Annotated in this window: 26 protein-coding genes; 13 read left to right on the plus strand and 13 right to left on the minus strand. The window is 71.3% G+C overall.

Features of this window, described 5'->3' with window-relative positions:
* Positions 1 to 7 precede the first annotated feature (7 nt).
* From MVG78_RS11020 to MVG78_RS11035, 4 genes are all read right to left on the minus strand, one after another.
* Complete coding sequence (locus MVG78_RS11020; RefSeq protein WP_247551449.1) at positions 8 to 1,423, minus strand: PepSY-associated TM helix domain-containing protein; 1,416 nt, start codon at positions 1,421 to 1,423, stop codon at positions 8 to 10.
* 159 nt (positions 1,424 to 1,582) lie between these two features.
* Complete coding sequence (locus tag MVG78_RS11025; protein ID WP_247551451.1) at positions 1,583 to 1,978, minus strand: DUF2946 family protein; 396 nt, start codon at positions 1,976 to 1,978, stop codon at positions 1,583 to 1,585.
* A 66-nt stretch (positions 1,979 to 2,044) separates the two neighbouring features.
* Entirely contained in the window at positions 2,045 to 3,373 is a 1,329-nt protein-coding gene (locus MVG78_RS11030; RefSeq protein WP_247551453.1) for a glycerate kinase type-2 family protein, read from the minus strand.
* A 20-nt stretch (positions 3,374 to 3,393) separates the two neighbouring features.
* The gene (locus MVG78_RS11035) at positions 3,394 to 3,660 is read right to left on the minus strand and encodes an isocitrate/isopropylmalate family dehydrogenase (RefSeq protein WP_428480643.1); all 267 of its coding nucleotides are present in this window, start codon (positions 3,658 to 3,660) and stop codon (positions 3,394 to 3,396) included.
* 212 nt (positions 3,661 to 3,872) lie between these two features.
* On the opposite strand from MVG78_RS11035, the gene MVG78_RS11040 reads away from it, so the two are divergent.
* Together MVG78_RS11040 and MVG78_RS11045 are read left to right on the plus strand one after the other, a co-directional pair.
* Positions 3,873 to 4,220, plus strand: a complete 348-nt coding sequence (locus tag MVG78_RS11040) for a DUF1244 domain-containing protein (protein ID WP_247551454.1) — start codon at positions 3,873 to 3,875, stop codon at positions 4,218 to 4,220.
* A gap of 24 nt (positions 4,221 to 4,244) precedes the next feature.
* A complete protein-coding gene (locus MVG78_RS11045; protein ID WP_247551455.1) occupies positions 4,245 to 4,967 on the plus strand; it encodes an EI24 domain-containing protein in 723 nt (240 codons plus the stop codon).
* Positions 4,968 to 4,995: 28 nt separating this feature from the next.
* On the opposite strand, the gene MVG78_RS11050 is transcribed toward MVG78_RS11045, so the two are convergent.
* Positions 4,996 to 6,009, minus strand: coding sequence for a Gfo/Idh/MocA family protein (locus tag MVG78_RS11050; protein ID WP_247551456.1), 1,014 nt, complete (start codon positions 6,007 to 6,009; stop codon positions 4,996 to 4,998).
* Between the two features lie 184 nt (positions 6,010 to 6,193).
* Here MVG78_RS11050 and MVG78_RS11055 point away from each other — a divergent pair, with 184 nt between their 5' ends.
* Complete coding sequence (locus MVG78_RS11055) at positions 6,194 to 6,469, plus strand: DUF2312 domain-containing protein (protein WP_019459568.1); 276 nt, start codon at positions 6,194 to 6,196, stop codon at positions 6,467 to 6,469.
* A 10-nt stretch (positions 6,470 to 6,479) separates the two neighbouring features.
* A complete protein-coding gene (arfB, locus tag MVG78_RS11060) occupies positions 6,480 to 6,941 on the plus strand; it encodes an alternative ribosome rescue aminoacyl-tRNA hydrolase ArfB (RefSeq protein ID WP_247551457.1) in 462 nt (153 codons plus the stop codon).
* A 41-nt stretch (positions 6,942 to 6,982) separates the two neighbouring features.
* Here the strand turns inward: arfB and MVG78_RS11065 are convergent, their stop codons facing one another.
* Positions 6,983 to 7,567, minus strand: coding sequence for an AAA family ATPase (locus MVG78_RS11065; RefSeq protein ID WP_247551458.1), 585 nt, complete (start codon positions 7,565 to 7,567; stop codon positions 6,983 to 6,985).
* Positions 7,564 to 9,282 carry an AMP-dependent synthetase/ligase gene (locus tag MVG78_RS11070; RefSeq protein WP_247551459.1) on the minus strand — a complete coding sequence of 573 codons (1,719 nt, stop codon included), beginning with the start codon at positions 9,280 to 9,282 and terminating at the stop codon, positions 7,564 to 7,566. The genes MVG78_RS11065 and MVG78_RS11070 overlap by 4 nt, the downstream gene beginning before the upstream one ends.
* Positions 9,283 to 9,384: 102 nt before the next feature.
* Between MVG78_RS11070 and MVG78_RS11075 the strand changes: the two genes are divergently transcribed.
* From MVG78_RS11075 to MVG78_RS11095, 5 genes are all read left to right on the plus strand, one after another.
* The gene (locus MVG78_RS11075; protein WP_247551460.1) at positions 9,385 to 11,250 is read left to right on the plus strand and encodes a M3 family oligoendopeptidase; all 1,866 of its coding nucleotides are present in this window, start codon (positions 9,385 to 9,387) and stop codon (positions 11,248 to 11,250) included.
* A complete protein-coding gene (locus tag MVG78_RS11080) occupies positions 11,247 to 12,605 on the plus strand; it encodes an ABC1 kinase family protein (RefSeq protein WP_247551462.1) in 1,359 nt (452 codons plus the stop codon). Before MVG78_RS11075 ends, MVG78_RS11080 begins: the two co-directional genes overlap by 4 nt.
* A gap of 180 nt (positions 12,606 to 12,785) precedes the next feature.
* Positions 12,786 to 13,940 (plus strand): Re/Si-specific NAD(P)(+) transhydrogenase subunit alpha, encoded by a 1,155-nt coding sequence (locus tag MVG78_RS11085; RefSeq protein WP_247551464.1) that lies wholly within the window; start codon positions 12,786 to 12,788, stop codon positions 13,938 to 13,940.
* A 12-nt stretch (positions 13,941 to 13,952) separates the two neighbouring features.
* Positions 13,953 to 14,393, plus strand: a complete 441-nt coding sequence (locus MVG78_RS11090; protein WP_247551466.1) for an NAD(P) transhydrogenase subunit alpha part 2 — start codon at positions 13,953 to 13,955, stop codon at positions 14,391 to 14,393.
* A 4-nt stretch (positions 14,394 to 14,397) separates the two neighbouring features.
* Entirely contained in the window at positions 14,398 to 15,807 is a 1,410-nt protein-coding gene (locus MVG78_RS11095) for an NAD(P)(+) transhydrogenase (Re/Si-specific) subunit beta (protein WP_247551468.1), read from the plus strand.
* A 192-nt stretch (positions 15,808 to 15,999) separates the two neighbouring features.
* On the opposite strand, the gene rpsU is transcribed toward MVG78_RS11095, so the two are convergent.
* The gene (rpsU, locus tag MVG78_RS11100; protein ID WP_019459559.1) at positions 16,000 to 16,203 is read right to left on the minus strand and encodes a 30S ribosomal protein S21; all 204 of its coding nucleotides are present in this window, start codon (positions 16,201 to 16,203) and stop codon (positions 16,000 to 16,002) included.
* A gap of 178 nt (positions 16,204 to 16,381) precedes the next feature.
* Between rpsU and def the strand changes: the two genes are divergently transcribed.
* The 3 genes from def to MVG78_RS11115 all read left to right on the plus strand — a co-directional run bounded on the left by def (position 16,382) and on the right by MVG78_RS11115 (position 18,223).
* Entirely contained in the window at positions 16,382 to 16,909 is a 528-nt protein-coding gene (def, locus tag MVG78_RS11105) for a peptide deformylase (protein ID WP_247551470.1), read from the plus strand.
* Positions 16,906 to 17,523 (plus strand): COQ9 family protein, encoded by a 618-nt coding sequence (locus MVG78_RS11110; protein WP_247551472.1) that lies wholly within the window; start codon positions 16,906 to 16,908, stop codon positions 17,521 to 17,523. The genes def and MVG78_RS11110 overlap by 4 nt, the downstream gene beginning before the upstream one ends.
* A gap of 160 nt (positions 17,524 to 17,683) precedes the next feature.
* Entirely contained in the window at positions 17,684 to 18,223 is a 540-nt protein-coding gene (locus MVG78_RS11115; protein WP_247551474.1) for a hypothetical protein, read from the plus strand.
* 194 nt (positions 18,224 to 18,417) lie between these two features.
* Here MVG78_RS11115 and MVG78_RS11120 read toward each other — a convergent pair whose 3' ends face one another.
* The 5 genes from MVG78_RS11120 to MVG78_RS11135 form a co-directional block, all read right to left on the minus strand.
* Positions 18,418 to 19,548, minus strand: a complete 1,131-nt coding sequence (locus MVG78_RS11120) for an OmpA family protein (protein WP_247551476.1) — start codon at positions 19,546 to 19,548, stop codon at positions 18,418 to 18,420.
* A 227-nt stretch (positions 19,549 to 19,775) separates the two neighbouring features.
* The gene (locus tag MVG78_RS22175) at positions 19,776 to 20,336 is read right to left on the minus strand and encodes an ATP-grasp domain-containing protein (RefSeq protein WP_486969865.1); all 561 of its coding nucleotides are present in this window, start codon (positions 20,334 to 20,336) and stop codon (positions 19,776 to 19,778) included.
* A 23-nt stretch (positions 20,337 to 20,359) separates the two neighbouring features.
* Entirely contained in the window at positions 20,360 to 20,932 is a 573-nt protein-coding gene (locus MVG78_RS22180; protein WP_486969866.1) for an ATP-grasp domain-containing protein, read from the minus strand.
* Positions 20,895 to 21,398, minus strand: coding sequence for a 5-(carboxyamino)imidazole ribonucleotide mutase (gene purE / locus MVG78_RS11130; RefSeq protein ID WP_247560408.1), 504 nt, complete (start codon positions 21,396 to 21,398; stop codon positions 20,895 to 20,897). The genes MVG78_RS22180 and purE overlap by 38 nt, the downstream gene beginning before the upstream one ends.
* 26 nt (positions 21,399 to 21,424) lie before the next feature.
* Positions 21,425 to 21,625: a YdcH family protein gene (locus MVG78_RS11135; RefSeq protein WP_019459528.1), complete on the minus strand. Its 201-nt coding sequence runs from the start codon at positions 21,623 to 21,625 to the stop codon at positions 21,425 to 21,427.
* Positions 21,626 to 21,729: 104 nt separating this feature from the next.
* Here MVG78_RS11135 and MVG78_RS11140 point away from each other — a divergent pair, with 104 nt between their 5' ends.
* Positions 21,730 to 21,903, plus strand: a complete 174-nt coding sequence (locus tag MVG78_RS11140) for a YdcH family protein (protein WP_247551477.1) — start codon at positions 21,730 to 21,732, stop codon at positions 21,901 to 21,903.
* Positions 21,904 to 21,967: the final 64 nt, after the last annotated feature.

Consider the following 21,967-nt stretch of genomic DNA (forward strand, 5'->3'; position numbering starts at 1 on the left):
CGGCCGCCTACTCCGCCGGCAGCGCGCGCGGATCTGGCCGCGACAGCCGCCAGCGCAGTACATCCACCGCAAGGAAGCCGATCAGGCTGACGCCTGCGACCGGCAGTGCCCAGCCCAGTGCCAGCGCGACCGCCACGGCCGACCCGCGCTGCAGCAGGGAGAGGCGCAGGAATGCATGGAGCAGCGTCCTGGGCGGCGCTCCGGGCGCGGGGCGGTTCTGCCACCAGATGCGGTAGCCATAGAGGGTCGCGGCGATCAGCCCGACCCCGGTGGCTGCCATCAGCACCTGGCTCGCCAGCCCGAAGAGCAGGCCCATATGAAGGTCGATGCCCCAGCGGATCAGCTTGGCGACCAGAGGGAAGTCCGCGAAGTCGGCGCGATCCGTCACCGCCAGCGTGCGCGGGTCGATGGCCACCGTATCCGCCTGCGTCGGCCAGTTCCGGTCGAATTCCCGCACCACCCAGGCCTGTCCGCTGCGCGGCAGGCGAAGCTCCACCAGTGGCGAATTGATACCGGCGGCCCGTGCCACGGCCAGCACGGCGTCGAGCTGCGGAACCGGTGCCGACAGGGCTGGCGACGCGGCGGTGGCCGGCATCGCCGCGCCGCTGGCGTGATGGCCCGCATGTTCCTCTGCATGCTGCGCGCCGGGCGCTCCGGCTGAGCCCCGGGCTGCATCCGTCGCGTCCGCTGGCAGGGCGAGACTTACCGACGGGGTCACCCAGCCAATCTCGGCGCGCAGCACGCCGATCCGCCCCCCGGCCCATTGCGACCAGGTCAGACCGGAGGCCGAGAGGAACAGGAGGCCGAGCGAGACGGTGACGCCGATCAGCCCGTGCAGTCGCCGCGTCCGCAGGCGCCGGTTCGCCGGATTCTGCCGCGACAGCCGGCCGGTGCGCCGCCAGAGCCAGAGCAGCACGCCGCCCAGGGCCATGATCCAGAGCCAGGAGGCCGCGAGCTCGCTATAGGCGCGCCCGTAGGCGCCCAGCATCAGGTTGCTGTGCAGGTAATCCAGCGCGGTGCGGAAGGGCAGGACGCCGGTGGTGCCATAGACCGTGAGGTCGCCCCGAATCGCCAGCGTCACCGGGTCCACGAAGACCGCGCGGCTCTCGGAATCGCCCAGGCCGGGCTGTGCGAACAGCACCCGCGTGGTGTGGCCCGGCGCGATGGCGGGCCGCACCGCCGAGAGGCGCGGCGCCGGACCGACCAGGGCACGCGCGGCCTCGGCCTGTGCCTCCAGGCTGTGCGCCGGGCCGGTCGTATCGGTGCGCAGCACGTCGCGGTACAGAGCGTTCTCGATCTGCGGGGTCAGCACGTAGAGCGTGCCGGTGAAGGCGGCGACCAGCAGGAAGGGGCCGACGAACAGGCCGATCAGGAAGTGCAGCCGGGCGATGAAGGCCCGCAGCTCGGGATTGGCGGCGCTCATACGGCGCTTCCCGGGCCGGCGGAGCGGGGGCGGCGGCCGGGGGCATGGCGGCGCACGCGCAGGATGTGGCCGAGGCGCGCGACCTCGGGCAGCCATCCATGGGAATGGTCGGGCAAGAGAGTTCTCCTGAAGGAAACGGCGTATGAGGAGGGTTTCGCTTCAGGCCAAGGGAGGGGCGCGGGAGTGCCGGACCCGTGGCGGATCAAGAAAGGAGAAAAGGCGGACCAGCGCCAAGGTGGCGATGGCCGGGGCGGTAGCCTCGCGCGGACCCTGGATCGTCGGCAGGGGCGTCGGTTCCGCGCCCGGCATGGGGCCGGGGCAGAGGAGGCAGCAGAGCGGCGGGGCGGCATCCCGCCCGGCCGGCTGTCCGTCCTCGCCGAGCTGGATCGTCCGCATGCCGTCGGGCGAGCAGATCATCACCGTCTCGCCCTTTACGCCGTCCGGGGAGACACCGTGGGAGATGCCGGGCAGGAGATGCGGCAGCATCCCGCCCGCCCACTGCAGCAGCAGCAGGATGGCCAGGAGGCGGAGCAGGGGGCGGGCCAAGCGCGGCATCGATATGTTCCCTAGCAACCGTGCCGGGGCCGGTCACGCCCTGGCCACGCGCCCGGGTTCGGGGGCTCAGGCGACGAGGACGATGCGCAGGTCATTGACGTTGGTCAGCGTGGGCCCGGTCACCACCAGGTCCCCGAGGGCGGCGAAGAAGCCGGTGGCGTCGTGGACGGCCTGGGCCTCCCGCGCATCGAGGCCGAGCGCCCGGGCGCGGGCCAGGGTGTCGGGCGTGGCCAGGGCACCGGCAGCCTCCTCCACCCCGTCGATGCCATCCGTGTCGCCCATCAGCGCCCAGGTGCCGGGGCGCCCGGCGGCGGCGAGCGCGAAGCCCAGCAGCGCCTCGGTGTTGCGCCCGCCGCGCCCGGGCTCGGGGTGGCGGATCGTCACCGTGGTCTCGCCGCCGGACAGGATGACGCAGGGCTTCGGCGCCGGGATGCCGTGATCGGCCACCGAGCGCGCGATGCCGGCCAGCACCGTGCCCAGCTCCCGCGCCTCGCCCTCCAGAGCATCGCCCAGGATGATCGGGTGCAGCCCCTCGGCGGCGGCCTCCCGGGCCACGGCCTGGAGCGCCATCATCGGCGTGGCGATCAGGCGGAACTCGCTGCCCGCCAGGCGCGGGTCACCCGGCTTGGGCACGGGATCGGAGGCTTCCGCCAGCCGCCGCGCCACCGCCTCGGGCAGGGCGATGCCGAAGCGCTTCAGGATGGCGCGCGCCTCGGCATAGCCCGCGGCCTCGGGCACGGTGGGGCCGGAGGCGATGGTGCCGGGATCGTCGCCCGGCACGTCGGAGATGGCCAGCGTCACCACCCGCGCCGGATGGCAGGCCGCCGCCAGCCGCCCGCCCTTGATGGCCGACAGGTGCTTCCGCACGATGCTCATGTCGCCGATCGTGGCGCCGGAGGCGAGCAGGGCGCGGTTGACCGCCTGCTTGTCGGCCAGCGTCAGCCCGGGGGCGGGCAGGGACAGCAGGGCCGAGCCGCCGCCCGAGGCCAGGAAGATCACCAGATCCTCCGCCCTGAGCCCTTCCGTCAGCGCCAGCATCCGCCGAGCCGCCGCCTCGCCCGCCGCGTCGGGCACGGGATGGCTGGCCTCGGCGATCTCCACATGCCGCGTCGGCACGGCATGGCCGTAGCGGGTGACGACCAGGCCCGACATCGCCACGTCGGGCCAGGCTTCCTCCAGCGCCTGGGCCATCAGCGCCGAGGCCTTGCCGGCGCCCAGCACCAGCACCCGGCCCGATCGCGGTTTCTCCGGCAGGTGCTTCGCCAGCACCGCGCGCGGATCGGCCGCGCGCAGCCCGGCCTCGAAGAGCTTCCGGAGGGTCCGCCGCGCCCAGGGATCGCCGGCCTCGGCCGGCGCCGTGTGCGATCGGCCCTGCGAGGCTTCGGATTCACTCATGCGGGCGGCCCTCCGGAGGATCAGACGTTGGCGCTGTGGATAGCGTCGCAGACCGCCTCGGTCACCTCCTTCGTGGTCGCCTTGCCGCCCAGGTCGGGGGTGAGGAGGCCGCTGGCGGTCAGCCGCTCCACCGCGCGCATCAGCCGCGCTGCGGCCTCCTTCTCGCCCAGGTGCTCCAGCATCTGCGCGCCGGTCCAGAAGGTGGCGATGGGGTTGGCGATGCCCTTGCCGGCGATGTCGAAGGCCGAGCCGTGGATCGGCTCGAACATCGAGGGGAAGCGGCGCACCCGGCGCGAGCACTATGCCGGCCCGTGGCTGCCCGAGCCGGTGCGGGGCGCGGCGGCCGCTGCTGCATCTGGGTCGGATCAACAACCTGCCAGGCTATGCGACGCTGGCGGCCGATGGGCTGCCGCAGGTCACGGCGCTCGAAGGGGGGGAGACTGGCGAAGCGGGGGCGGCGATGCCACTTGTGCCGCCGGACGCATTCCGGAGGACCCGCATGCCCGCACCGCAGCCCGAGGCCATCATCGACACCGGCGCCGCCGCCCATCTCACGCCCGAGCAGCGCGAGGCGCTGGAGGCCGCCGCCTTCCGCAAGCTGGTGGCGCATCTGCGGAGCCGGACGGATGTGCAGAACATCGACCTGATGAACCTCGCCGGCTTCTGCCGCAACTGCATGTCGCGCTGGTACCGCGAGGCCGCCGCCGACCGGGGCATCGCCATGGAGGACCCGGCGGCGCGCGAGGCGATCTACGGCATGCCCTACAAGGAATGGCAGGCGAAGCACCAGCGCGAGGCGACGGCGGAACAGAAGGCCGCCTTCGCCGCCGCCAATCCCGGCCACTGAGGGCAGGGGAGTAACGCGACGGGAATGTCCGCCGTTCTCGCGAGCCTCTGGCTGCCCTTCCGGCAACTGGGCGACCCCGGCTTCCGGGGGCCGCTGTGGAAGGGGCTGCTGGGCGCCGTCCTGAGCTTCGGCCTGCTGGTCTGGCTGGCCGACTGGGGGCTGTCCGCCCTGGCCGGCATGGCCGCCGGGGGGCAGGGCTGGATCGCCACCCTGGCCGGGGTGCTGGGCGGGCTGCTGGTGCTCTTCTCGGCCATCTGGCTCTTCGTGCCGATCATGCTGGCCATCGCCGGCTTCTTCACGGACCAGGTGGCGGAGGCGGTGGAGCGCCGCTTCTACCCCTGGCTGCCGCCGCCCTCCGGCGGCGCCTCCCTGGCGGCGCAGGCGCGCTACAACCTGCGCCTGACGCTGCAGGTGCTGCTGCTGAACCTCGTCCTGCTGCCGCTGGCCTTCGCCCTGCCGGTGGTGGGGGCGGCGCTGCTCTGGGTGGTGGCCGCCATCGCCCTGGGCAACGGGCTCTTCGAGGGGGTGGCGCAGCGGCGCATGCCCGTGCCCGCCGCGCGGCTGTTGCGCCGCCGCCGCCGGGTGCAGGTCTTCCTGCTGGGCGGCATCCTCGCCGCCCTGGCGGTGGTGCCGGTGGCGAACCTGCTGGTGCCGATCCTCGGCACCGCCGCCATGACGCACCTGCTCCACCGGGGGCAGGATACGCTGCCGCCAGCGGAACGGGCGGTGCCGGCCCGCGCGGGCTGAAGGCGCCGGGGCGCCTCGCCCGGCGGCCTCAGCCCGCCAGCGGCGCCTCGCCGCTGCGCAGGATGGCCTCGACGATGCTCTGCACCTCGTAGGCTTCCTCCAGCGTCGCCAGATGATGCGCCTCGCCACGGGTCATGCGCGCCACGCCGTCGAGCTGGCGTTGCAGCGTCAACGGGCGTGCCTTCTCATGCGGCATGGCGGAGGGATCGCCCTGCCAGCCGCCGGCCGCGTCGCGGCGTTCCGCCAGCGCCCAGTTCCGCAGCCGCACGGCGCCCGAACGGCCGGTGGCGGTGAAGCTGTTCGCCTCGTCCTCCGCGACCCGCCCGACCGAGCCGGTCAGGCTGAGCGGCAGGCCCCCGGCGGTGAGCCGGGCCTCGATGGCGCGCTCGCTGCGCCCCGCCTCGGGGAAGAGCGCCCGGGCCTGGAGCAGCACCAGCGGGCCGAAGAGGCGCCGCGCCAGGAACAGGAAATGCGACACGACCTCCCGCGTGAAGCCGCCCTGGGCGGGGCCGTCGAGCCAGCCGGCGGCGGCATGCTGCCAGCCCCGCGGCCAGCGGGCGAAATCGGCGGTGATGGCCAGGCTCTCCGCCTGTCCGATGACGCCGCCGTCCAGCCATTCGCGCAGCCGCTCCACCGTGGGGGAGGAAGCGAAGGGGAAGTTGACGGCGGCCCGGGCTCCCCGCGCCTCCCGCAGGAAGCGGCCGGCATCGGCCACATCCACCGCCAGGGGCTTCTCGCAGAACAGCGCCTTGCCGGCCTTCAGCGCGGCGCGGGCATGCGGCAGGTGGGTGGCGGGGGGCGAGGCGACATAGACGCAATCCGCACTCTCGATCACCGCGGCGGCGGAGGGCTGGAAGGGCGTGCCGGGCAGCTCCGCCCCGAGGCGTGCGACCGCCTCCGGCGCCGGGTCCCAGAGCCCCGTGACCAGGACCCGGTCCTGCCCGGCGGCGGCGCGCAACAGGCGCTCTCCCATGATCCCCGCCCCGATGATGCCCAGCCGCACCGTTCCGGTGCCGGGGGGAACGATCTCCGCTTCGCTCATCCTCGCTGCCTGCTCCATGTTCCCGGCGGAACCTACAGCGGCCGGTGAGGCTGCCAATGGGGCCGGCGCGGATTCGGGCGGGGCCATGCGGCGGGCGGCGGGCTGCCAGACGGCGCGGCCCGGCACGGCGTGTTGGCGCGGCTGTTCCCGGCGGCTATACCCGGCGCCTTTCGGGGATGAACATATGTCGGACGTGACCGATCAGGACCAGGAGCAGGACACCGATGTCGGCGGCATCGCCGCGGACCGTCTGCGCTCCATCATCGAGCGGGTGGAGCGGCTGGAGGAGGAGCGCAAGGCGCTGGCCGACGACATCAAGGACATCTTCGGCGAGGCGAAGTCCGCGGGTTTCGACGTCAAGGTGATCCGGCAGATCATCCGCCAGCGCAAGCAGGAGCCCGCCGAGGTGGAGGAGCAGGAGACCCTGCTCGACCTCTACCGCCGCGCGCTCGGCATGTGAGGCGCCGCGCGTGGCGCCAGAGGAGCCGGGGCAGGGGGGACGAAGCGGGAAGCTGATCCCGGTCAATGCCCGGCTGGCGCTGCGCGAGGACGAGATCACGGAAAGCTTCGTCCGTGCCTCCGGGCCGGGCGGGCAGAACGTGAACAAGGTCTCCACCGCCGTCCGCCTCAGCTTCGACCTGCGCAACTCGCCCTCGCTGCCCCCGGCGGTGAAGGCGCGGGCGGCCCGGCTCGCCGGGCACAGGCTGACCTCGGAGGGCGTGGTGGTGATCGCCGCGCAGCGCTTCCGCTCGCTGGAGCGGAACCGCGAGGATGCGCTGGAACGCCTGCTGGAGCTGCTGCGCGAAGCGGCGGTGCCCCCCGTGCCGCGCATCGCCACCCGCGTGCCGAAGGGGGAGAAGCGGCGCCGGGTGGAGGGCAAGGTCCGGCGCGGCGAGATCAAGCGGATGCGCGGGAAGCCGGTGGGAGATTAGGACGGGGGGATTAGGACGGGCCGGCACCGTTCCGGCGCCTGCTACGTCAGCAGGCTGGCGGGCCGCGTGCGGCGCCGCCCGGGAATGCGCGCCAGTTCGGCGCAGGCCCGCTCCACCAGTTGCGGCACCGGCATCTCCGACCGCAGCCGCAGAACAGGGCAGGGCAGCCCGGCCAGCCAGCCCTCGTGCAGGGCGCGGGAGCGGATTTCCGGCCCCGCCGTATCGTAGCTCTCGGCCCAGGCCAGGAAGGCGGCGCTGGCCTCGGCCATGTCGCCGCCCGGACGGATGCGGGCGCCGTGGCGCGCTTCCTCCCGCGCCAGGAGGCGCCGCATCCGTTCCGCCGGATCGAGGCTCAGGAAGACGACCAGGTCGAAGCGGGGCACGAGGCTTTTGCCCCAGGAGATCATGGAGCCGCTCAGCACCCAGCCCGCGGCATCGTCCAGCGCCTGCTCCAGCAGGGCGAGCCGCTCCGGCACCGGCCGCTTGGTGGTGAAGGGCGGGTCCGTCCGCCGCCAGTAATAGAGGTCGGTATCCTCATGCGGGCAGCCGAGGCGCTTCGCCAGGGCCGCGCCCAGGGTCGTCGTGCCGCTGCCGGATGCGCCGAGGATGTGGATCCGGTGACTCAATACAGCGCCTCCACCAGCGGGGCATGCTGCTGCAGCACGATCCGGCGGCGGACCTTCATGGTCGGCGTCATCAGCCCGTTCTCGACGGTGAAGGGCTCCACCACCCGCCAGCGGCGGATGCGCTCGATGCCGGACAGGCGCCTGTTCACCCGGTCCACCGCGGGGCCGACCCGGTCCTCCGCGCCATCCGCCGGCACCAGCAGCGCCACCACGCCCGGACGGCCCTCTCCGGCGATCACGGCCTGGGCGATCTCCGGTTCCCCCATCAGCAGCCCCTCGATCTTGGCGGGGCTCACCATGTCACCTCCCAGGGTTTTGATGAAGTCCCGCTTGCGATCGCTGATCACGATATGGCCGGCCGAGTCGATCTCCCCGATATCGCCGGTGTGCAGCCAGCCGCCTTCCAGCGCCGCCTCGGTCGCCTCGGGCGCGTTCCAGTAGCCGTCCATCACCAGCTCCCCCCGCAGCAGGAGTTCGCCATCCTCGGCGATCCGCGTCTCGACGCCCGGCAGGGGGGCGCCGACACTGTCGCGGCGGTTGTCCCAGGGCAGGTTGACGCTGACCACCGGACCCGCCTCCGTCTGGCCATAGCCCTGCAGCACGGTGACGCCGAGCGCCAGGAAGAAGCCGGACAGTTCCGGATCGAGCCGCGCGCCGCCGGACACCAGCGCCACAAGCCGCCGGCCGAAGCGGGCGCGCAGCTTGCGCCGCACCAGCCGGTCCAGCGCCGCGTCCTCGATCCGCTCCAGCAGGGACAGGGGCGGCCCGTCCATCCGCCGCAGGCCGAGGGCGAGGGCGCGGTGGAACAGGCGCTGCTTCCAGGCGGGCTCCTTGTCGAGCTGGGCCAGGATGCGGTGGCGCAGCACCTGGAACAGGCGCGGCACCGCCGTCACCAGGGCGGGCTCGATCTCGGTGAACTCGGCGGCCAGCCGGTCGGCGCCGCGGCTGTAGACCACCTCCATGCCGAGCGAGGGCAGCAGGAAGTTGCCCACCGTATGCTCATAGGCATGGGAGAGGGGGAGGAAGGAGAGGTAGCGCTCCCCGTCGAGCTTCAGCCGCGCCACCACCTCCGCCAGCCCGGCCTGGTTCGCCAGCATGGCCCGGTGCGGCAGCATCACGCCGCGTGGCTGCCCGCCGGTGCCGGAGGTATAGACAAGGCAGGCCAGCCGCCCGGGCGGGATCTGCGCCACCTCCGCCACCAGCATGGCGAGGTCGCCCGGGTCGGCGGTCAGCGCCTGCCAGGACAGGGTTCCGGGTGCCTCCTCCATGCAGACGAGCAGGTCGAGCCCCGGATCGTTGCCGCCCTGTCCGCCCTGGGCCAGCCGTGCCGCCCCGGCCAGTTTCGCGGCCAGATCGGCTGTGGAAGCGATGGCCACCCGGGCGCCGCAGTCGCGCAGGATATGGGCGTGGTCGGCCACGGTGTTGGTGGTGTAGGTCGGCACGGTCACGGCGCCGATGGCCATGATGGCGGTGTCGGCGATGGGGAATTCCGGCCGGTTCTCGCTGACCAGCAGCACGCGGTCGCCCGGCATCACCCCGCGGGCGCGCAGCCCGGCGGCGGTGGCGGCCACCGCCTGGGCGAAGCCGGCCCAGCTGATCCGTCGCCATTCCGCGGCCGATCCGTCCCGGACCCAGTGGCGCAGCATCGGGCGGTCGCGCCAGCGCGCGGCCAGGCCCAGCAGCATGCCGGGGAGGCTCTCCCAGCGTTCCGTCATTCCGCGCTTCCCCCTATCGTCATCGCCCGCCTGTCTTGGTGGGAGGCGGGGTGGTCATATATCCAGGCCGTTCCACTCCTCCCGCGAGGCGCACGCATTTCCATGTTTCGACCGACCTGCCTAGCCGACTCCTTCCGCCATGGCCGCGCCACCCTCGACATCTCCGGCCGCGCCGGGGGCGGCGGGGGCGAGGCCCTGCCGGAATGGGATCTGTCGGACCTCTATGCGGGGATCGAGGACCCGAAGCTCAACGCCGATCTCGGCCATGCGGAGGCGGAGGCCCGGGCGCTGGAGGCGGAGGCCGCCGGAAAGCTCGCGGACCTGTCCGGCGACGCCCTGGCCGGAGCGATCCGGCGCTATGAGGCGGTGGAGGAGATCCTGGGCCGGGTGCTGTCCTTCGCCCAGCTCCTCTTCGCGGGCGATGCCACGAAGCCGGAACATGGCCGCTTCTACCAGACCATGCAGGAGCGGGCGACCGACATCAGCAGTCACCTGCTCTTCCTGACGCTGGAGCTGAACCGGCTGGAGGATTCCGTGCTGGAGGCCAAGTTGGCGGAATCCGCTGGCCTGGCCGCCTGGCGCCCCTGGCTGCGCGACCTGCGGGTGTTCCGCCCGCACCAGCTTTCCGACGAGCTGGAGAAGCTGCTGCACGAGAAGGAGGTGACCGGCCGCTCCGCCTGGAACCGCCTCTTCGACGAGACCGTCGCCGCCATGAAGGTCCGCGTGGGGGCGGAGGACCTGACCGTCTCCTCGGCGCTGAACAAGCTCTCCGACAAGGACCGTGCGGTGCGCGAGGCGGCGGCCAAGGGGGTCTCGGCGGCCTTCGCCGAGCGTGCCCCGCTCTTCTCGCTGATCACCAACACCCTGGCCAAGGACAAGGAGATCATCGACAACTGGCGCCGCTACCCGCGCCCCGGTTCCTCCCGCAACCGCGCCAACATGGTCGAGGACGAGGTGGTGGACGCGCTGGTCTCCGCCGTGCGCGCCAGCTACCCCCGCCTGTCGCACCGCTACTACGCCATGAAGGCGAAATGGCTGGGGCTGGAGAAGCTGCAGCACTGGGACCGCAACGCGCCGCTGCCCGACGAGGAAGACCGCACCATTCCCTGGTCCGAGGCCAAGGAGCGGGTCTTCGCCGCCTACAACGCCTTCTCCCCGGAGCTGGCGGCGATCGGCAGGCGCTTCTTCGACAACCCCTGGATCGACGTGCCGCCGCGCCCGGGCAAGGCGTCCGGCGCCTTCGCGCACCCGACCGTGCCCTCGGTGCATCCCTATCTGCTGCTGAACTACCATGGCAAGTCGCGCGACGTGATGACGCTGGCGCATGAGCTGGGGCATGGCGTGCACCAGATCCTGGCCTCGAAGCAGGGCTATCTGCGCTCCGGCACGCCGCTCACCCTGGCCGAGACGGCCAGCGTCTTCGGCGAGATGCTGACCTTCCGCGCCGTGCTGGATGCCGAGACCGACCCCACCCGCCGCCGCATGCTGCTGGCCGGCAAGGTGGAGGACATGCTGAACACGGTGGTGCGGCAGATCGCCTTCTACACCTTCGAATCCCGCCTGCACGAGGCACGTCGGAAGGGCGAGCTGTCCTCCGGGCAGATCGGCGAGATCTGGATGAGCGTGCAGGGCGAGAGCCTCGGCCCGGCCTTCGAGTTCACGCCGGACTACAACGTGTACTGGGCCTATGTGCCGCATTTCGTGCACACGCCTTTCTACGTCTATGCCTATGCCTTCGGGGACTGCCTGGTGAACGCGCTCTACAGCGTCTATCAGTCCGGCGAGGTGCCGGGCTTCCAGGAGAAGTATCTCGACCTGCTGCGCGCCGGCGGCACGCTGCGGCACAAGGAACTGCTGGCGCCCTTTGGCCTCGACGCTTCCGACCCGGGCTTCTGGAACAAGGGCCTCGACGTGATCGACGGCTTCATCACCGAGCTGGAACAGCCGGCCGTCAAGAGGACCGCATGAGCGACACCAGACGCGGCAACAGCCTGTTCGGCGAGATCCGTCGCATGGCGCGCACCTCCGGCGCCGTGGGCGGCATCGCTGCCCGCGTGGCGGGGGAGCGCTATCTCGGGCTGAAGACCGACAAGTCCGCGCATGCCGAGGACCTGCGGGCGGTGCTGGGCGGGCTGAAGGGCCCGATGATGAAGGTGGCGCAGCTTCTCTCCACCATCCCCGACGCGCTGCCCGAGGAATATGCGCGGGAACTGTCGCAGCTCCAGTCCAACGCCCCGCCGATGGGCTGGCCCTTCGTGCGGCGGCGCATGTCCACCGAGCTGGGCCCGGCCTGGCAGTCGCGCTTCTCCGCCTTCGGCCAGGAAGCGGCGGCGGCGGCCTCGCTGGGGCAGGTGCACCGCGCCACCCTGCTGGACGGGCGGGAGGTGGCCTGCAAGCTGCAATATCCGGACATGCCGAGCGTGGTGGAGGCCGACCTGCGGCAGCTCCGCCTCGCCATGGGCATCTACGCGCGCATGGATAGCTCGATCCAGAGCGACGACGTCTATGCCGAGCTGAGCGAGCGCCTGCGCGAGGAGCTCGACTACGAGCGCGAGGCCGCCCATATGCGGCTCTACCGCCTGATGCTGGCGGGCGAGCCGGAGATCCGCGTGCCGGAGCCGGTGCCGGAGCTGACGACCAAGCGGCTGCTGACCATGACCTGGCTCGACGGCCGCGCGATCCAGTCGCGCATCGAGGAGAACCCGCCGCAGGAGGAGCGCGACGCCTATGCGCGGGTGTTGTTCCGCGCCTGGTACGTGCCCTTCTACCACTACGGCGTGATCCATGGGGACCCGCACCTGGGCAACTACCAGATCCGGTCCGACCTGCACGGGATCAACCTGCTCGACTTCGGCACCATCCGCGTCTTCCCGCCGCGCTTCGTCACCGCCGTGGTGCGACTCTACGAGGCGGTGCGCGATGGCGACGACGAGAAGGCCATCCATGCCTTCGAGGCCTGGGGCTTCCGCAACCTGCCGCGGGAGACCTGGGAGGTGCTGATGAAATGGGCGCGCTTCCTGCACGAGCCGCTGATCGACGACCGGGTCCGCCCGATCTCCGAGACCCAGGACCCGCAATTCGGGCGCAAGGTGGCGGAGGAGGTGCATGCCGGGCTGAAGAAGACCGGCGGCGTGCGGCCGCCGCGGGAATTCGTGCTGATGGACCGTTCCACGGTCGGCCTGGGCAGCGCCTTCCTGCGGCTCAAGGCGCGGCAGAACTGGCACCGGCTCTTCGAGGAACTGATCGCCGGCTATGACGAGGAGGCCCTCGCGGCGCGGCAGGCCGAGGCGCTGCGCCAGGCGGAGGTGCCGACTTCGGACTGAAGGCCGCTCCGAATCCGAGGTCCCGCCGCCCTTTCCGGTGGCGGGACCGCCGCCCCATGACGGGATTCCCCGTGGGGCCGGGCCGAAAACCTCCCTAAATTCGCGATGCGTGCCCTTGCGGCCCTTCCGGCGCCCGGTGATCGTGACCGGGCTGAAACGGAAACCCGGAGGGAAGCCTGCATGCGCTTGGCCGTGCTGAAGGAGAGACGTGCCACGGAGGCACGGGTGGCGGCGACGCCCGAGACGGTGAAGAAGCTGATCGGGCTTGGCCTGGTCGTGGCGGTGGAGAAGGGCGCCGGCCTGTCCGCCGGCATTCCCGACGCGGCCTATGCCGAGGCGGGGGCGGAGGTCGCGCCCGATGCTGCCGCGGCGCTGGCCGGGGCAGGCATCGTGCTCAAGGTCCGCGCGCCGCTGGCGGCGGGCGAGGGGGAACTGGACGAGATCGCCCTGATCCCCGAGGGCGCGGTGCTGATCGGCACGCTGGAAGCGGCCTCCGCGCCGGAACGCAACCAGGCCTATGCGGCACGCCACATCACCGCCTGCGCCATGGAACTGGCCCCGCGCATCACCCGGGCGCAGAGCATGGACGTGCTCTCCTCCCAGGCGAACCTCGCCGGCTACCGCGCGGTGATCGAGGCGGCCTCGGCCTTCGACCGGGGCTTCCCCATGCTGATGACGGCGGCGGGCACCATCCCGGCGGCGAATGTGCTGGTGCTGGGCGCGGGCGTGGCGGGGCTGCAGGCCATCGCCACGGCCCGGCGCCTGGGCGGGCGGGTCTCGGCCTCCGACGTGCGTCCGGCGGCGAAGGAGGAGATCAAGTCCCTCGGCGCCAGCTTCGTCGGCGTGGAGGATGAGGAAAGCGCCGCCGCCCAGACCGCCGGCGGCTATGCCAAGGCGATGAGCCCCGAATACCTGCGCAAGCAGGCCGAGGTCGTGGCCACCGCCGCCGCCAAGGCGGATATCGTGATCTGCACCGCGCTGGTGCAGGGCCGCAAGGCGCCCGTCCTGCTCACCGAGGCCATGGTCGCCGGCATGAAGCCGGGCTCGGTGGTGGTGGACATCGCCGCCGAGGCCGGCGGCAACTGCGCCGCGACCGTGCCGGGGGAGGCCGTGACCACGGAGAACGGGGTGAAGGTGCTGGGCTGGCGCAACTGGCCCGCCCGCATCCCGGCGGCGGCGAGCAGCCTCTATGCCCGCAACCTGCTGACCTTCCTGACCACCTTCTGGGACAAGGAGGCCGGGATGCCGAGACTGCCGGAGGAGGACGAGATCGTGCGCGGGGTGCTGCTGACCCGTGGCGGCGCGGTCGTCCATCCGCAATTCCAGAACAGCTGAGGGGGACATCCGATGAACCCGAACGAGACCGTCCCAGGGGCTGCTCAGGCCCTGGCGGGCCGGGCCGAGGCCCTGGCGGCCCAGGCGCTGGACCTCGCCCGCCAGGCGAGGCTGGCGGCGGAGCAGCATGCTCCCCTGGCCATGGAGCAGGTCGCCCATGGCGCCGCCGTGGTGGAGCCTTTCCTGCTGCTGCTGACGATCTTCCTGCTGGCCTGCTTCGTCGGCTACCACGTCGTGTGGAACGTGACGCCGGCGCTGCATTCGCCGCTGATGGGCGTCACCAACGCCATCTCCTCGGTGATCGTGGTGGGCGCCATCCTGGCCACGGGCCTGGGCGATTCCATCGCCGCCAAGGTCTTCGGCTTCCTGGCCGTGACACTGGCCAGCGTGAACATCTTCGGTGGCTTCCTGGTCACGCGCCGGATGCTCGCGATGTTCAAGCGGAAGGGCTGAGGGCATGTCGCACACCCTCTCCACGCTCGCCTATCTCGTCGCCGCCGTCCTGTTCATCCTGGCGCTGCGCGGCCTGAGCCACCCGGAAACCAGCCGGCGCGGCAACCTCTTCGGCATGATCGGCATGGGCATCGCGGTGGTCGCGACGCTGGCACAGCCCGGCATGTCGGGCGGCGGCATCACCATCGTGCTGGCCGGCCTCGTGATCGGCGGCGGCATCGGCGCCTACCTGGCCAACCGCATCCAGATGACGGCGCTGCCGCAGCTCGTCGCGGCCTTCCACTCGCTGGTGGGCCTCGCCGCCGTCTGCGTCGCGGCCGCCGCCTTCTACGCGCCGCAGAGCTTCGGCATCGGCGTGCCGGGCGACATCCATGCCCAGTCGCTGGTGGAGATGTCGCTGGGCCTCGCCATCGGCGCCATCACCTTCTCCGGCTCCGTCATCGCCTTCGCCAAGCTGCAGGGGCTGATGAGCGGCGCGCCGATCCTGTTCAAGGGGCAGCACTGGCTGAACCTGGCGCTCGGCATCCTGCTGCTGATCCTGGTGATCGGCTTCGTGGCCAGCGGCAACGCGGCGCTGTTCTGGCTGATCGCGATCCTCTCCTTCGCGCTCGGCTTCCTGCTGATCATCCCGATCGGCGGCGCGGACATGCCGGTCGTGGTGTCCATGCTGAACAGCTATTCCGGCTGGGCGGCGGCGGGCATCGGCTTCACCGTCGGCAACCTGCTGCTGATCATCACCGGCGCGCTGGTCGGCGCCTCGGGCGCGATCCTGTCCTACATCATGTGCAAGGGCATGAACCGCTCGATCATCAACGTGCTGCTGGGCGGCTTCGGCTCCGATTCCGGGGCGGTCACCGCCAGCGGTGGGGCGGCGCAGCCGGCGCGGCCGGTGAAGTCCGGTTCCCCGGAGGATGCCGCCTACATCATGAAGAATGCCGGCAAGATCATCATCGTGCCCGGCTATGGCATGGCGGTGGCGCAGGCGCAGCAGGTGCTGCGGGAGATGGCGGACCTGCTGAAGAAGGAAGGCGCCACGGTGGAATACGCCATCCACCCGGTGGCGGGGCGCATGCCCGGCCACATGAACGTGCTGCTGGCCGAGGCCAACGTGCCCTATGACGACGTGAAGGAACTGGAGGAGATCAACCCCGAATTCGCCGAGGCCGACGTGGCCTATGTGATCGGGGCGAACGACGTGACCAACCCGGCGGCCAAGACGGACAAGTCCTCGGCGATCTACGGCATGCCGATCCTGGATGTGGAGCGTGCGAAGACGGTGTTCTTCATCAAGCGCGGCATGTCCAGCGGCTATGCCGGGGTGGAGAACGAACTCTTCTTCCGCGACAACACCATGATGCTCTTCGGCGACGCCAAGAAGGTGACGCAGGAGATTGTGCAGGCCTTGCAGAAGTAGCATTGCCCGCGGCCCGGGGGCGGCCATGCTGTCCCCGGAAGCCCGCGGCAGGCGGATCATCCGCCGCCTCGCGGCCAGGGACGCCCGGAACGGGCACCCCCAAACTGAAAAACCGCGGTCTGCGGGGATGAGCCCGCACCGCGGTGTTTCAAACGGCTCTCTGGCACCCTTCCCGCAGGAAGGGGAGAGGGCTCAGAAGCCCTCGCGCTCCAGGCGCTTGCGCTCGACCTTGCGGGCGCGGCGAACGGCCTCGGCGGCCTCGCGGGCGCGGCGCTCGGACGGCTTCTCGTAGTGCCGGCGGAGCTTCATCTCGCGGAAGACGCCCTCGCGCTGGAGCTTCTTCTTCAGGGCCTTCAGGGCCTGGTCAACATTGTTATCCCGAACGACGACCTGCACGCGGCTCGGTCCTCCTGTTGCAAAAAGGGTGATAAAAGACGTGCCGAACCACAGGCGCTGCCGCCCGATCCTCGGGAGCGGCGCCGATAGCACGTCCGCCGCCTGCAAGGAAGCCCTTCCAGTCGGCACCGGGCATCCCAGATGGGGTTTCCGTTTCTCTTTATCCAGGGACCAGTCGATGGCCATCCTCAAGATCGCGCGAATGGGCCATCCGGTGCTGCTGCGGCGTGCCGAGCCCGTCGCCGACCCGCGTGACCCAGAGATCCGCCGCCTGGCGGAAGACATGGTGGAAACCATGCTCGATGCCGGGGGCATCGGACTCGCCGCGCCGCAGGTGCATATGCCGCTGCGCCTCTTCGTCGTGCGGGAATGGGAGGGCGGCCGCGCCCTGATCAACCCCGAACTGGAACTGCTGGGCGAGGAGGTCGAGAGCGGCTGGGAAGGCTGCCTCTCCATTCCCGGCCTGCGCGGCTGCGTGCCGCGCGCGAAGCGGCTGCGCTGGCGGGCGCTGGACCTGGAGGGGCGGGAGATCGGCGGCGAGGCCGAGGGCATGAGCGCCCGCGTCCTGCAGCACGAATACGACCATCTGGAGGGCACGCTCTACACCATGCGCATGCCCGACCTGTCGCTGCTGGGCTTCGAGCAGGAACTCGCCCGTGCCGCCGCCGAGCGGCGGAAGGCGGAAGAGTCGGAGCACGCCTCGTGATCGCCTGCCTGCCGCCCCCACCCCGGATCGCGCCGCCGGAGCGCAGCCCGGAGCGGGATGCGCTGCTGCGGGCGAGCCTGCCGCATGTGCCGCGCCTCGGCTGGAGCATGGCGGCCCTGCGTGCCGGCGCCGCATCGGCCGGACAGCCGCCGGAACTCGTGGAATCGCTGTTTCCGGGCGGCGTGGCCGGGGCGCTCGAAGCCTGGTGCGACCTGGCGGACCGGGAGATGGCCGAGGCCGCCGACCTGGCCGGGCTGCGGACGCCACAGCGAATCCGTGCCTTGATCGCCACCCGGCTCCGTCTCGCCCGGCCCGACAAGGAGGCGGTGCGGCTGGCCCTGGCGCAGCAGGCGCTGCCCTGGAATGCCCGCCTCGCCGCCAGGACCCTGGCGCGGACCGTCAGCGCGATCTGGGAGGCCGCGGGTGACCGTTCCGACGACCTGTCCTGGTACACGCGGCGCGCGACGCTGGCGGGGCTCTATGGCAGCGTCCTGGCCTACTGGATGGGCGACCCCTCGGAGGACGATGCCGCGACGCTGGCCTTCCTGGACCGGCAGCTCGCGCGCCTCGCCCGGGTGCAGAAGCCGCGTCCGAGATGGGGGAAGGTTGCCTGACGCTTCTGCCATGGCATTTCGGCAACGAAGCGCAAGCCATTGCTCTCCCTTGATCCAGCTACCCGAAAATCTCTCCTGTGCAGGGCGGCTGGCGACCAGTATAGGGCGGTGTGGGGGCAGGGGGTGCCCTCGTCATTCTTGATCGGAGAACCCGGCTGCGATGAAGCCGTCTCGCTTTCTGCTCGCCGGCCTGGCAGCGGCCTTCGCCGGCGCCGCCACGCCCGCCCTTGCCCAGTCCTGCATCCAGCCGTCCGAGAAGGCGGCCTTTGATGTGCGTGCCCTTCAGAGCCAGCTCATGGTCGTGGCGCTGACCTGCAAGCACGAGGACGTCTATAACGAGTTCGTGAAGCGCTATAACACGCAGCTTCACGGCGCCTACAAGACCATCGACGCCAGCTACCGCCGCGCCGGTGGCCAGAAGGCGCTGGACAGCTACATCACCTCCCTGGCGAACGTGCAGTCGCAGGAAGGCATCCGGATGGGCTCGCGCTTCTGCCAGAACAGCGCCGACCTCATCAAGACCGCCCTGGAAGCGCCGAGTGACGTGACGGCCCTGTCGCGCCTCGCCGTGGCGAACAACCTGGCCAACCCGCATGGCCGGGCGGAATGCGCCACCACGACCGCGGCGGTGACCCGTACGGCGGCGCCGAGCAAGCCGCAGGTCCGCAAGGTGTCCGCCACCACCACCAAGAAGCGCTGAAACCTGGAGGCACCCCGGGGGGGCGGGGGCCATCGGGACAGAGTTCGCGAAAAGGGCGCCTTCGGGCGCCCTTTTTCATGTCTGCCGCCTGGAGAGGCGGGACGGCAATCTCGCCTTCCACAACCACAAAGAAGAAGGGCCGGTCCTCGCGGACCGGCCCCCTTCCTGAAGCGGCGTATGGAGTGTCCGCGCGATCAGCGCAGGACGATCTCCACGCGGCGGTTCTGCGGCTCGCGCACGCCATCGGCGGTCGGCACCAGCGGACGGCTCTCGCCGAAAGCCTCGACCGTGATCTCCGAACGCTGCACGCCGTTGCGCACCAGCTCGGCGGCCACGGCGTCGGCGCGGCGGCGCGACAGGCCCATGTTGTACTGCGGCGTGCCGGAGCGGTCGGCGTGGCCGGCCACCTCGATGCGGGTCGAACCCGTGCTGCGCGCGTTCTGCGCCGCCTCGGCGATGATCTGCCGGGCGCGGTCCGTCAGGTTGTAACGGTCCCAATCGAAGAACACGAGGTAGGTGCGGGCCACGGCCTGCGGCGGCGCGACCGGGGCAACGGCCGGCGGCGGCGGGGTCGGCGTGTTGAAGGCGTAGCGCAGACCGAAGAAGGCCGAGTGGTTGAAGTTGTCGAACTCGGTCTTCGAGTGCGCCACCACCGTGCGGGTGCCGTTGGCGGCCACGCTCTGGATCTCGGTGTCGAACTGCGGCTGCAGCGTGCCCAGGAAGCGGTATTCCGCCGTGAAGGACAGGCCCGGCACGGACGGGATCGGGAAGGCGAGGCCGGCGATGCCCTGATAGGCGAACTGGCCGTTGGTGTCGTCGATCACCAGACGGGCGTTCGGGCCATAGCGGCCGGTCGCGTTGTCCATCTGCACCCACTGATAGCCCACGCCGGCGCCGATATAGGGCACGACCGGGGTGAACTGCGGGATGAAGCTCGGCAGGGCGAAGTCATAGAGGACATTGCCCATGGCGCCATAGGTGCGCTGCTTGCCGCCGATCGCGTAGCCGCGCGTGCCGAAGGCGCTGATGTTGTCGATGTCATTCTCGCGGTAGCTGCCCTCGGCCTCGAGGCGCAGGCCGTTGCCGAAGCCCCAGCCGATGCTGGCCACACCGCCCCAGCCCAGCTCGTACTTCGCCTTCAGGCTGTTGTTCGGCAGCCCCAGGCGAACCAGGGTGGAGGAGTCGGAGTTGACGTTGTTGTTGGTGCTCTGCACCCAGTTCGCGCCAGCGCCGCCACCGACATACAGGCCGGTGATCGGCTGCGCCTGGGCGGCCAGCGGCAGCGACAGGATCGTCGCGGCCATCAGTGCCTTGCGAAGGCTCATCATAAATTCTCCCTCGATCCCATCAGGGCATCGCAACCGCAGACCTCTGAGGAAGAGCCCCCCTCGATTCACGCTGCGGCGTCACCGGGAGATAGCACTGGCTTTCCCGGAAAGCATCCGCCTGCGTCTCGTTTCTGCATCACTGTGGCGGCGATGCCACGAGCGTTCCGCCCGCGAAAGCCTCGCCCAGCCTGCTCCGATGGGCATGCTTCCCATGCCCATCGGGCTCAGATGCGGCGAAGGAGACCCGCCTCGTCCGTCTCCGCCAGGGTGCCGAGCGGCAGGAGGAGATTGGCATGGCCCATCTTCCGGCCGGGGCGCGGCGCGCCCTTGCCATAGAGCTGCCCGACCACGCCCGGTGCGCCGAGGATCGAGGGCCAGCGCGCCATGCCCTCCGGGCCGATCAGGTTCCGCATCACCGCATCGGCATGGCGCGTGGTGCTGCCGAGGGGCAGGCCGGCGACGGCGCGGGCCTGCTGCTCGAACTGTCCGGCGATGCAGGCTTCCGGCGTCCAGTGGCCGGAATTGTGCGGGCGCGGGGCGATCTCGTTGCCCAGCAGGGTGCCGTCCTCCATCAGGAAGAACTCCACCGCCGCCACGCCGACGAGGTCGAGCGCCTCCGCCACCCGCGCGACATGGCGCCGCGCCTGTTCCGCCACCGCCGCCGGGATGCGGGCGGGGGCGAAGGAAAGGTCGAGGATGTGGTGGGCGTGGCGGTTCTCGGCCACGTCATAGGTCGCCACAGTGCCGTCCAGGCCGCGCGCGGCGATGGCCGACACTTCCAGCACGAAGGGAACGAAGGCTTCCAGGATCAGCGGGCGGGGGAAAGCCGCTCCCAGGCCGCGTCGAGATCGGCGGCCTCCCGCAGCACGGCCTGCCCGCGGCCGTCATAGCCCAGGCGCGTGGTCTTCAGCACGGCGGGCAGCCCGAGCTCCGCCACGGCGGCCGTCAGGTCCTCGCGGCTGTGCACCGCGCGCCAGGGTGCGACGGGAACGCCCGCCCCGGCCAGGAAGGTCTTCTCCTGCAGGCGGTCCTGGCAGACGAACAGGGCGCGGCGCCCGGGGCGGCAGGGCACGACGGCCTCCAGCGCGTCCAGCGAGGCGACGGGCACGTTCTCGAACTCGAAGGTGACGACATCCACGGCGCGCCCGAAACGCTCCAGCGCCGCGACATCCTCATAGGGTGCGACGGTGCGGGCGGCGGCGACCTGCATGCCGGGGGAGTCCTCCTCCGGCGCATAGACATGGCAGCAGTAGCCGAGGCGGGCCGCCGCCATGGCGGTCATGCGGCCGAGCTGCCCGCCGCCCAGGATGCCGATCGTGGCGCCCGGGGGGAGGGGGCGGTGCTCAAGCGGGATTCTCCGGTACGGATTCGGTCTGGGCACGGCGATGCGCCGCCAGCCGCTCCGCCAGGGCCTGGTCGGTGCCGGCGAGGATGGCGGCCGCCAGCAGCCCCGCATTCACCGCCCCGGCGCGGCCGATGGCGAGCGTGCCGACAGGGATGCCGGCCGGCATCTGGACGATGGAAAGCAGCGAATCCATGCCCTTCAGCGCCTGGCTTTCCACGGGCACGCCGAGCACGGGCAGCGAGGTCATCGAGGCGGCCATGCCGGGCAGGTGCGCGGCCCCGCCGGCCCCGGCGACGATCACCCGCAGGCCACGGCCCGCGGCGCCCCGGGCATAGTCGTAGAGCCGGTCCGGGGTGCGGTGGGCGGACACCACGCGGGTCTCGTGCGGCACCTCCAGCGCGGTCAGGATCTCGGCGGCATGGCGCATCGTCTCCCAGTCGGAGCGGCTGCCCATGATGATCCCCACCAGCGGCGCCGCATCCTGCGGGCCGGGGGCGGGCATTCGGGGACTGGTCAGGGCGGCCTCCGTCACGCAATGATGTCCGGAAGAAGCTGGCTCTCCAGCCAGACGATTTCGTCCTTCAACTTCAACTTCCGTTTCTTGAGGCGCTGCATCTGGAGCTGGTCGCTGACGCCCAGTTCCATGCGCGTGATGACGGAGTCCAGGTCCCGGTGCTCGCTTCGGAGCTCGTGGAGGCGGCGAAGGAGGCTGTCGCGATCGGCGAGCATATGGGGCGACGGTTCCGGAAAGGGCTGCAACCCGAAGGGGTCCGCGCCCATAACATACAAGAGCGGCCCTGACAGCCGCTAATCGGGAGAAGGAACCAAGGCTCATGCAGACTGCCCCGCGCCTGCGTTCGCTGGAAGAACGTCACGCCGCGCTGGAAGCCAGGCTTGCCGCCGAAACCCACCGTCCCAAGCCCGATGAGGCGGAACTGACCCGCCTGAAGCTGGAGAAACTGCGCCTGAAAGAGGAGATGGAGCGCCTGCGCGGCGCGACGGGCTGAGGCCCGAGGGGGCATCGGGTGCCTGGGCGGGCGCCGATGCCTCCGCTCCTCCGCTCCCCATCGC

This window comes from Roseomonas gilardii subsp. gilardii (assembly GCF_023078375.1).
GTDB classification, from domain to species: Bacteria; Pseudomonadota; Alphaproteobacteria; order Acetobacterales; family Acetobacteraceae; genus Roseomonas; species Roseomonas gilardii.

Coding starts and splice junctions, on each gene's coding strand:
- MVG78_RS11075 (WP_247551460.1), top strand. CDS start 9,385: ATGTTTCGACCGACCTGCCTAGCCGACTCCTTCCGCCATGGCCGCGCC.
- MVG78_RS11040 (WP_247551454.1), top strand. CDS start 3,873: ATGCCCGCACCGCAGCCCGAGGCCATCATCGACACCGGCGCCGCCGCC.
- purE (WP_247560408.1), bottom strand. CDS start 21,398: ATGCCCGCCCCCGGCCCGCAGGATGCGGCGCCGCTGGTGGGGATCATC.
- MVG78_RS11140 (WP_247551477.1), top strand. CDS start 21,730: ATGCAGACTGCCCCGCGCCTGCGTTCGCTGGAAGAACGTCACGCCGCG.
- MVG78_RS11095 (WP_247551468.1), top strand. CDS start 14,398: ATGTCGCACACCCTCTCCACGCTCGCCTATCTCGTCGCCGCCGTCCTG.
- MVG78_RS11050 (WP_247551456.1), bottom strand. CDS start 6,009: ATGAGCGAAGCGGAGATCGTTCCCCCCGGCACCGGAACGGTGCGGCTG.
- MVG78_RS11020 (WP_247551449.1), bottom strand. CDS start 1,423: ATGAGCGCCGCCAATCCCGAGCTGCGGGCCTTCATCGCCCGGCTGCAC.
- MVG78_RS11045 (WP_247551455.1), top strand. CDS start 4,245: ATGTCCGCCGTTCTCGCGAGCCTCTGGCTGCCCTTCCGGCAACTGGGC.
- MVG78_RS11080 (WP_247551462.1), top strand. CDS start 11,247: ATGAGCGACACCAGACGCGGCAACAGCCTGTTCGGCGAGATCCGTCGC.
- MVG78_RS11030 (WP_247551453.1), bottom strand. CDS start 3,373: ATGAGTGAATCCGAAGCCTCGCAGGGCCGATCGCACACGGCGCCGGCC.
- MVG78_RS11115 (WP_247551474.1), top strand. CDS start 17,684: ATGAAGCCGTCTCGCTTTCTGCTCGCCGGCCTGGCAGCGGCCTTCGCC.
- def (WP_247551470.1), top strand. CDS start 16,382: ATGGCCATCCTCAAGATCGCGCGAATGGGCCATCCGGTGCTGCTGCGG.
- MVG78_RS11025 (WP_247551451.1), bottom strand. CDS start 1,978: ATGCCGCGCTTGGCCCGCCCCCTGCTCCGCCTCCTGGCCATCCTGCTG.
- MVG78_RS11135 (WP_019459528.1), bottom strand. CDS start 21,625: ATGCTCGCCGATCGCGACAGCCTCCTTCGCCGCCTCCACGAGCTCCGA.
- MVG78_RS11090 (WP_247551466.1), top strand. CDS start 13,953: ATGAACCCGAACGAGACCGTCCCAGGGGCTGCTCAGGCCCTGGCGGGC.
- MVG78_RS11055 (WP_019459568.1), top strand. CDS start 6,194: ATGTCGGACGTGACCGATCAGGACCAGGAGCAGGACACCGATGTCGGC.
- MVG78_RS11120 (WP_247551476.1), bottom strand. CDS start 19,548: ATGAGCCTTCGCAAGGCACTGATGGCCGCGACGATCCTGTCGCTGCCG.
- MVG78_RS11070 (WP_247551459.1), bottom strand. CDS start 9,282: ATGACGGAACGCTGGGAGAGCCTCCCCGGCATGCTGCTGGGCCTGGCC.
- MVG78_RS11085 (WP_247551464.1), top strand. CDS start 12,786: ATGCGCTTGGCCGTGCTGAAGGAGAGACGTGCCACGGAGGCACGGGTG.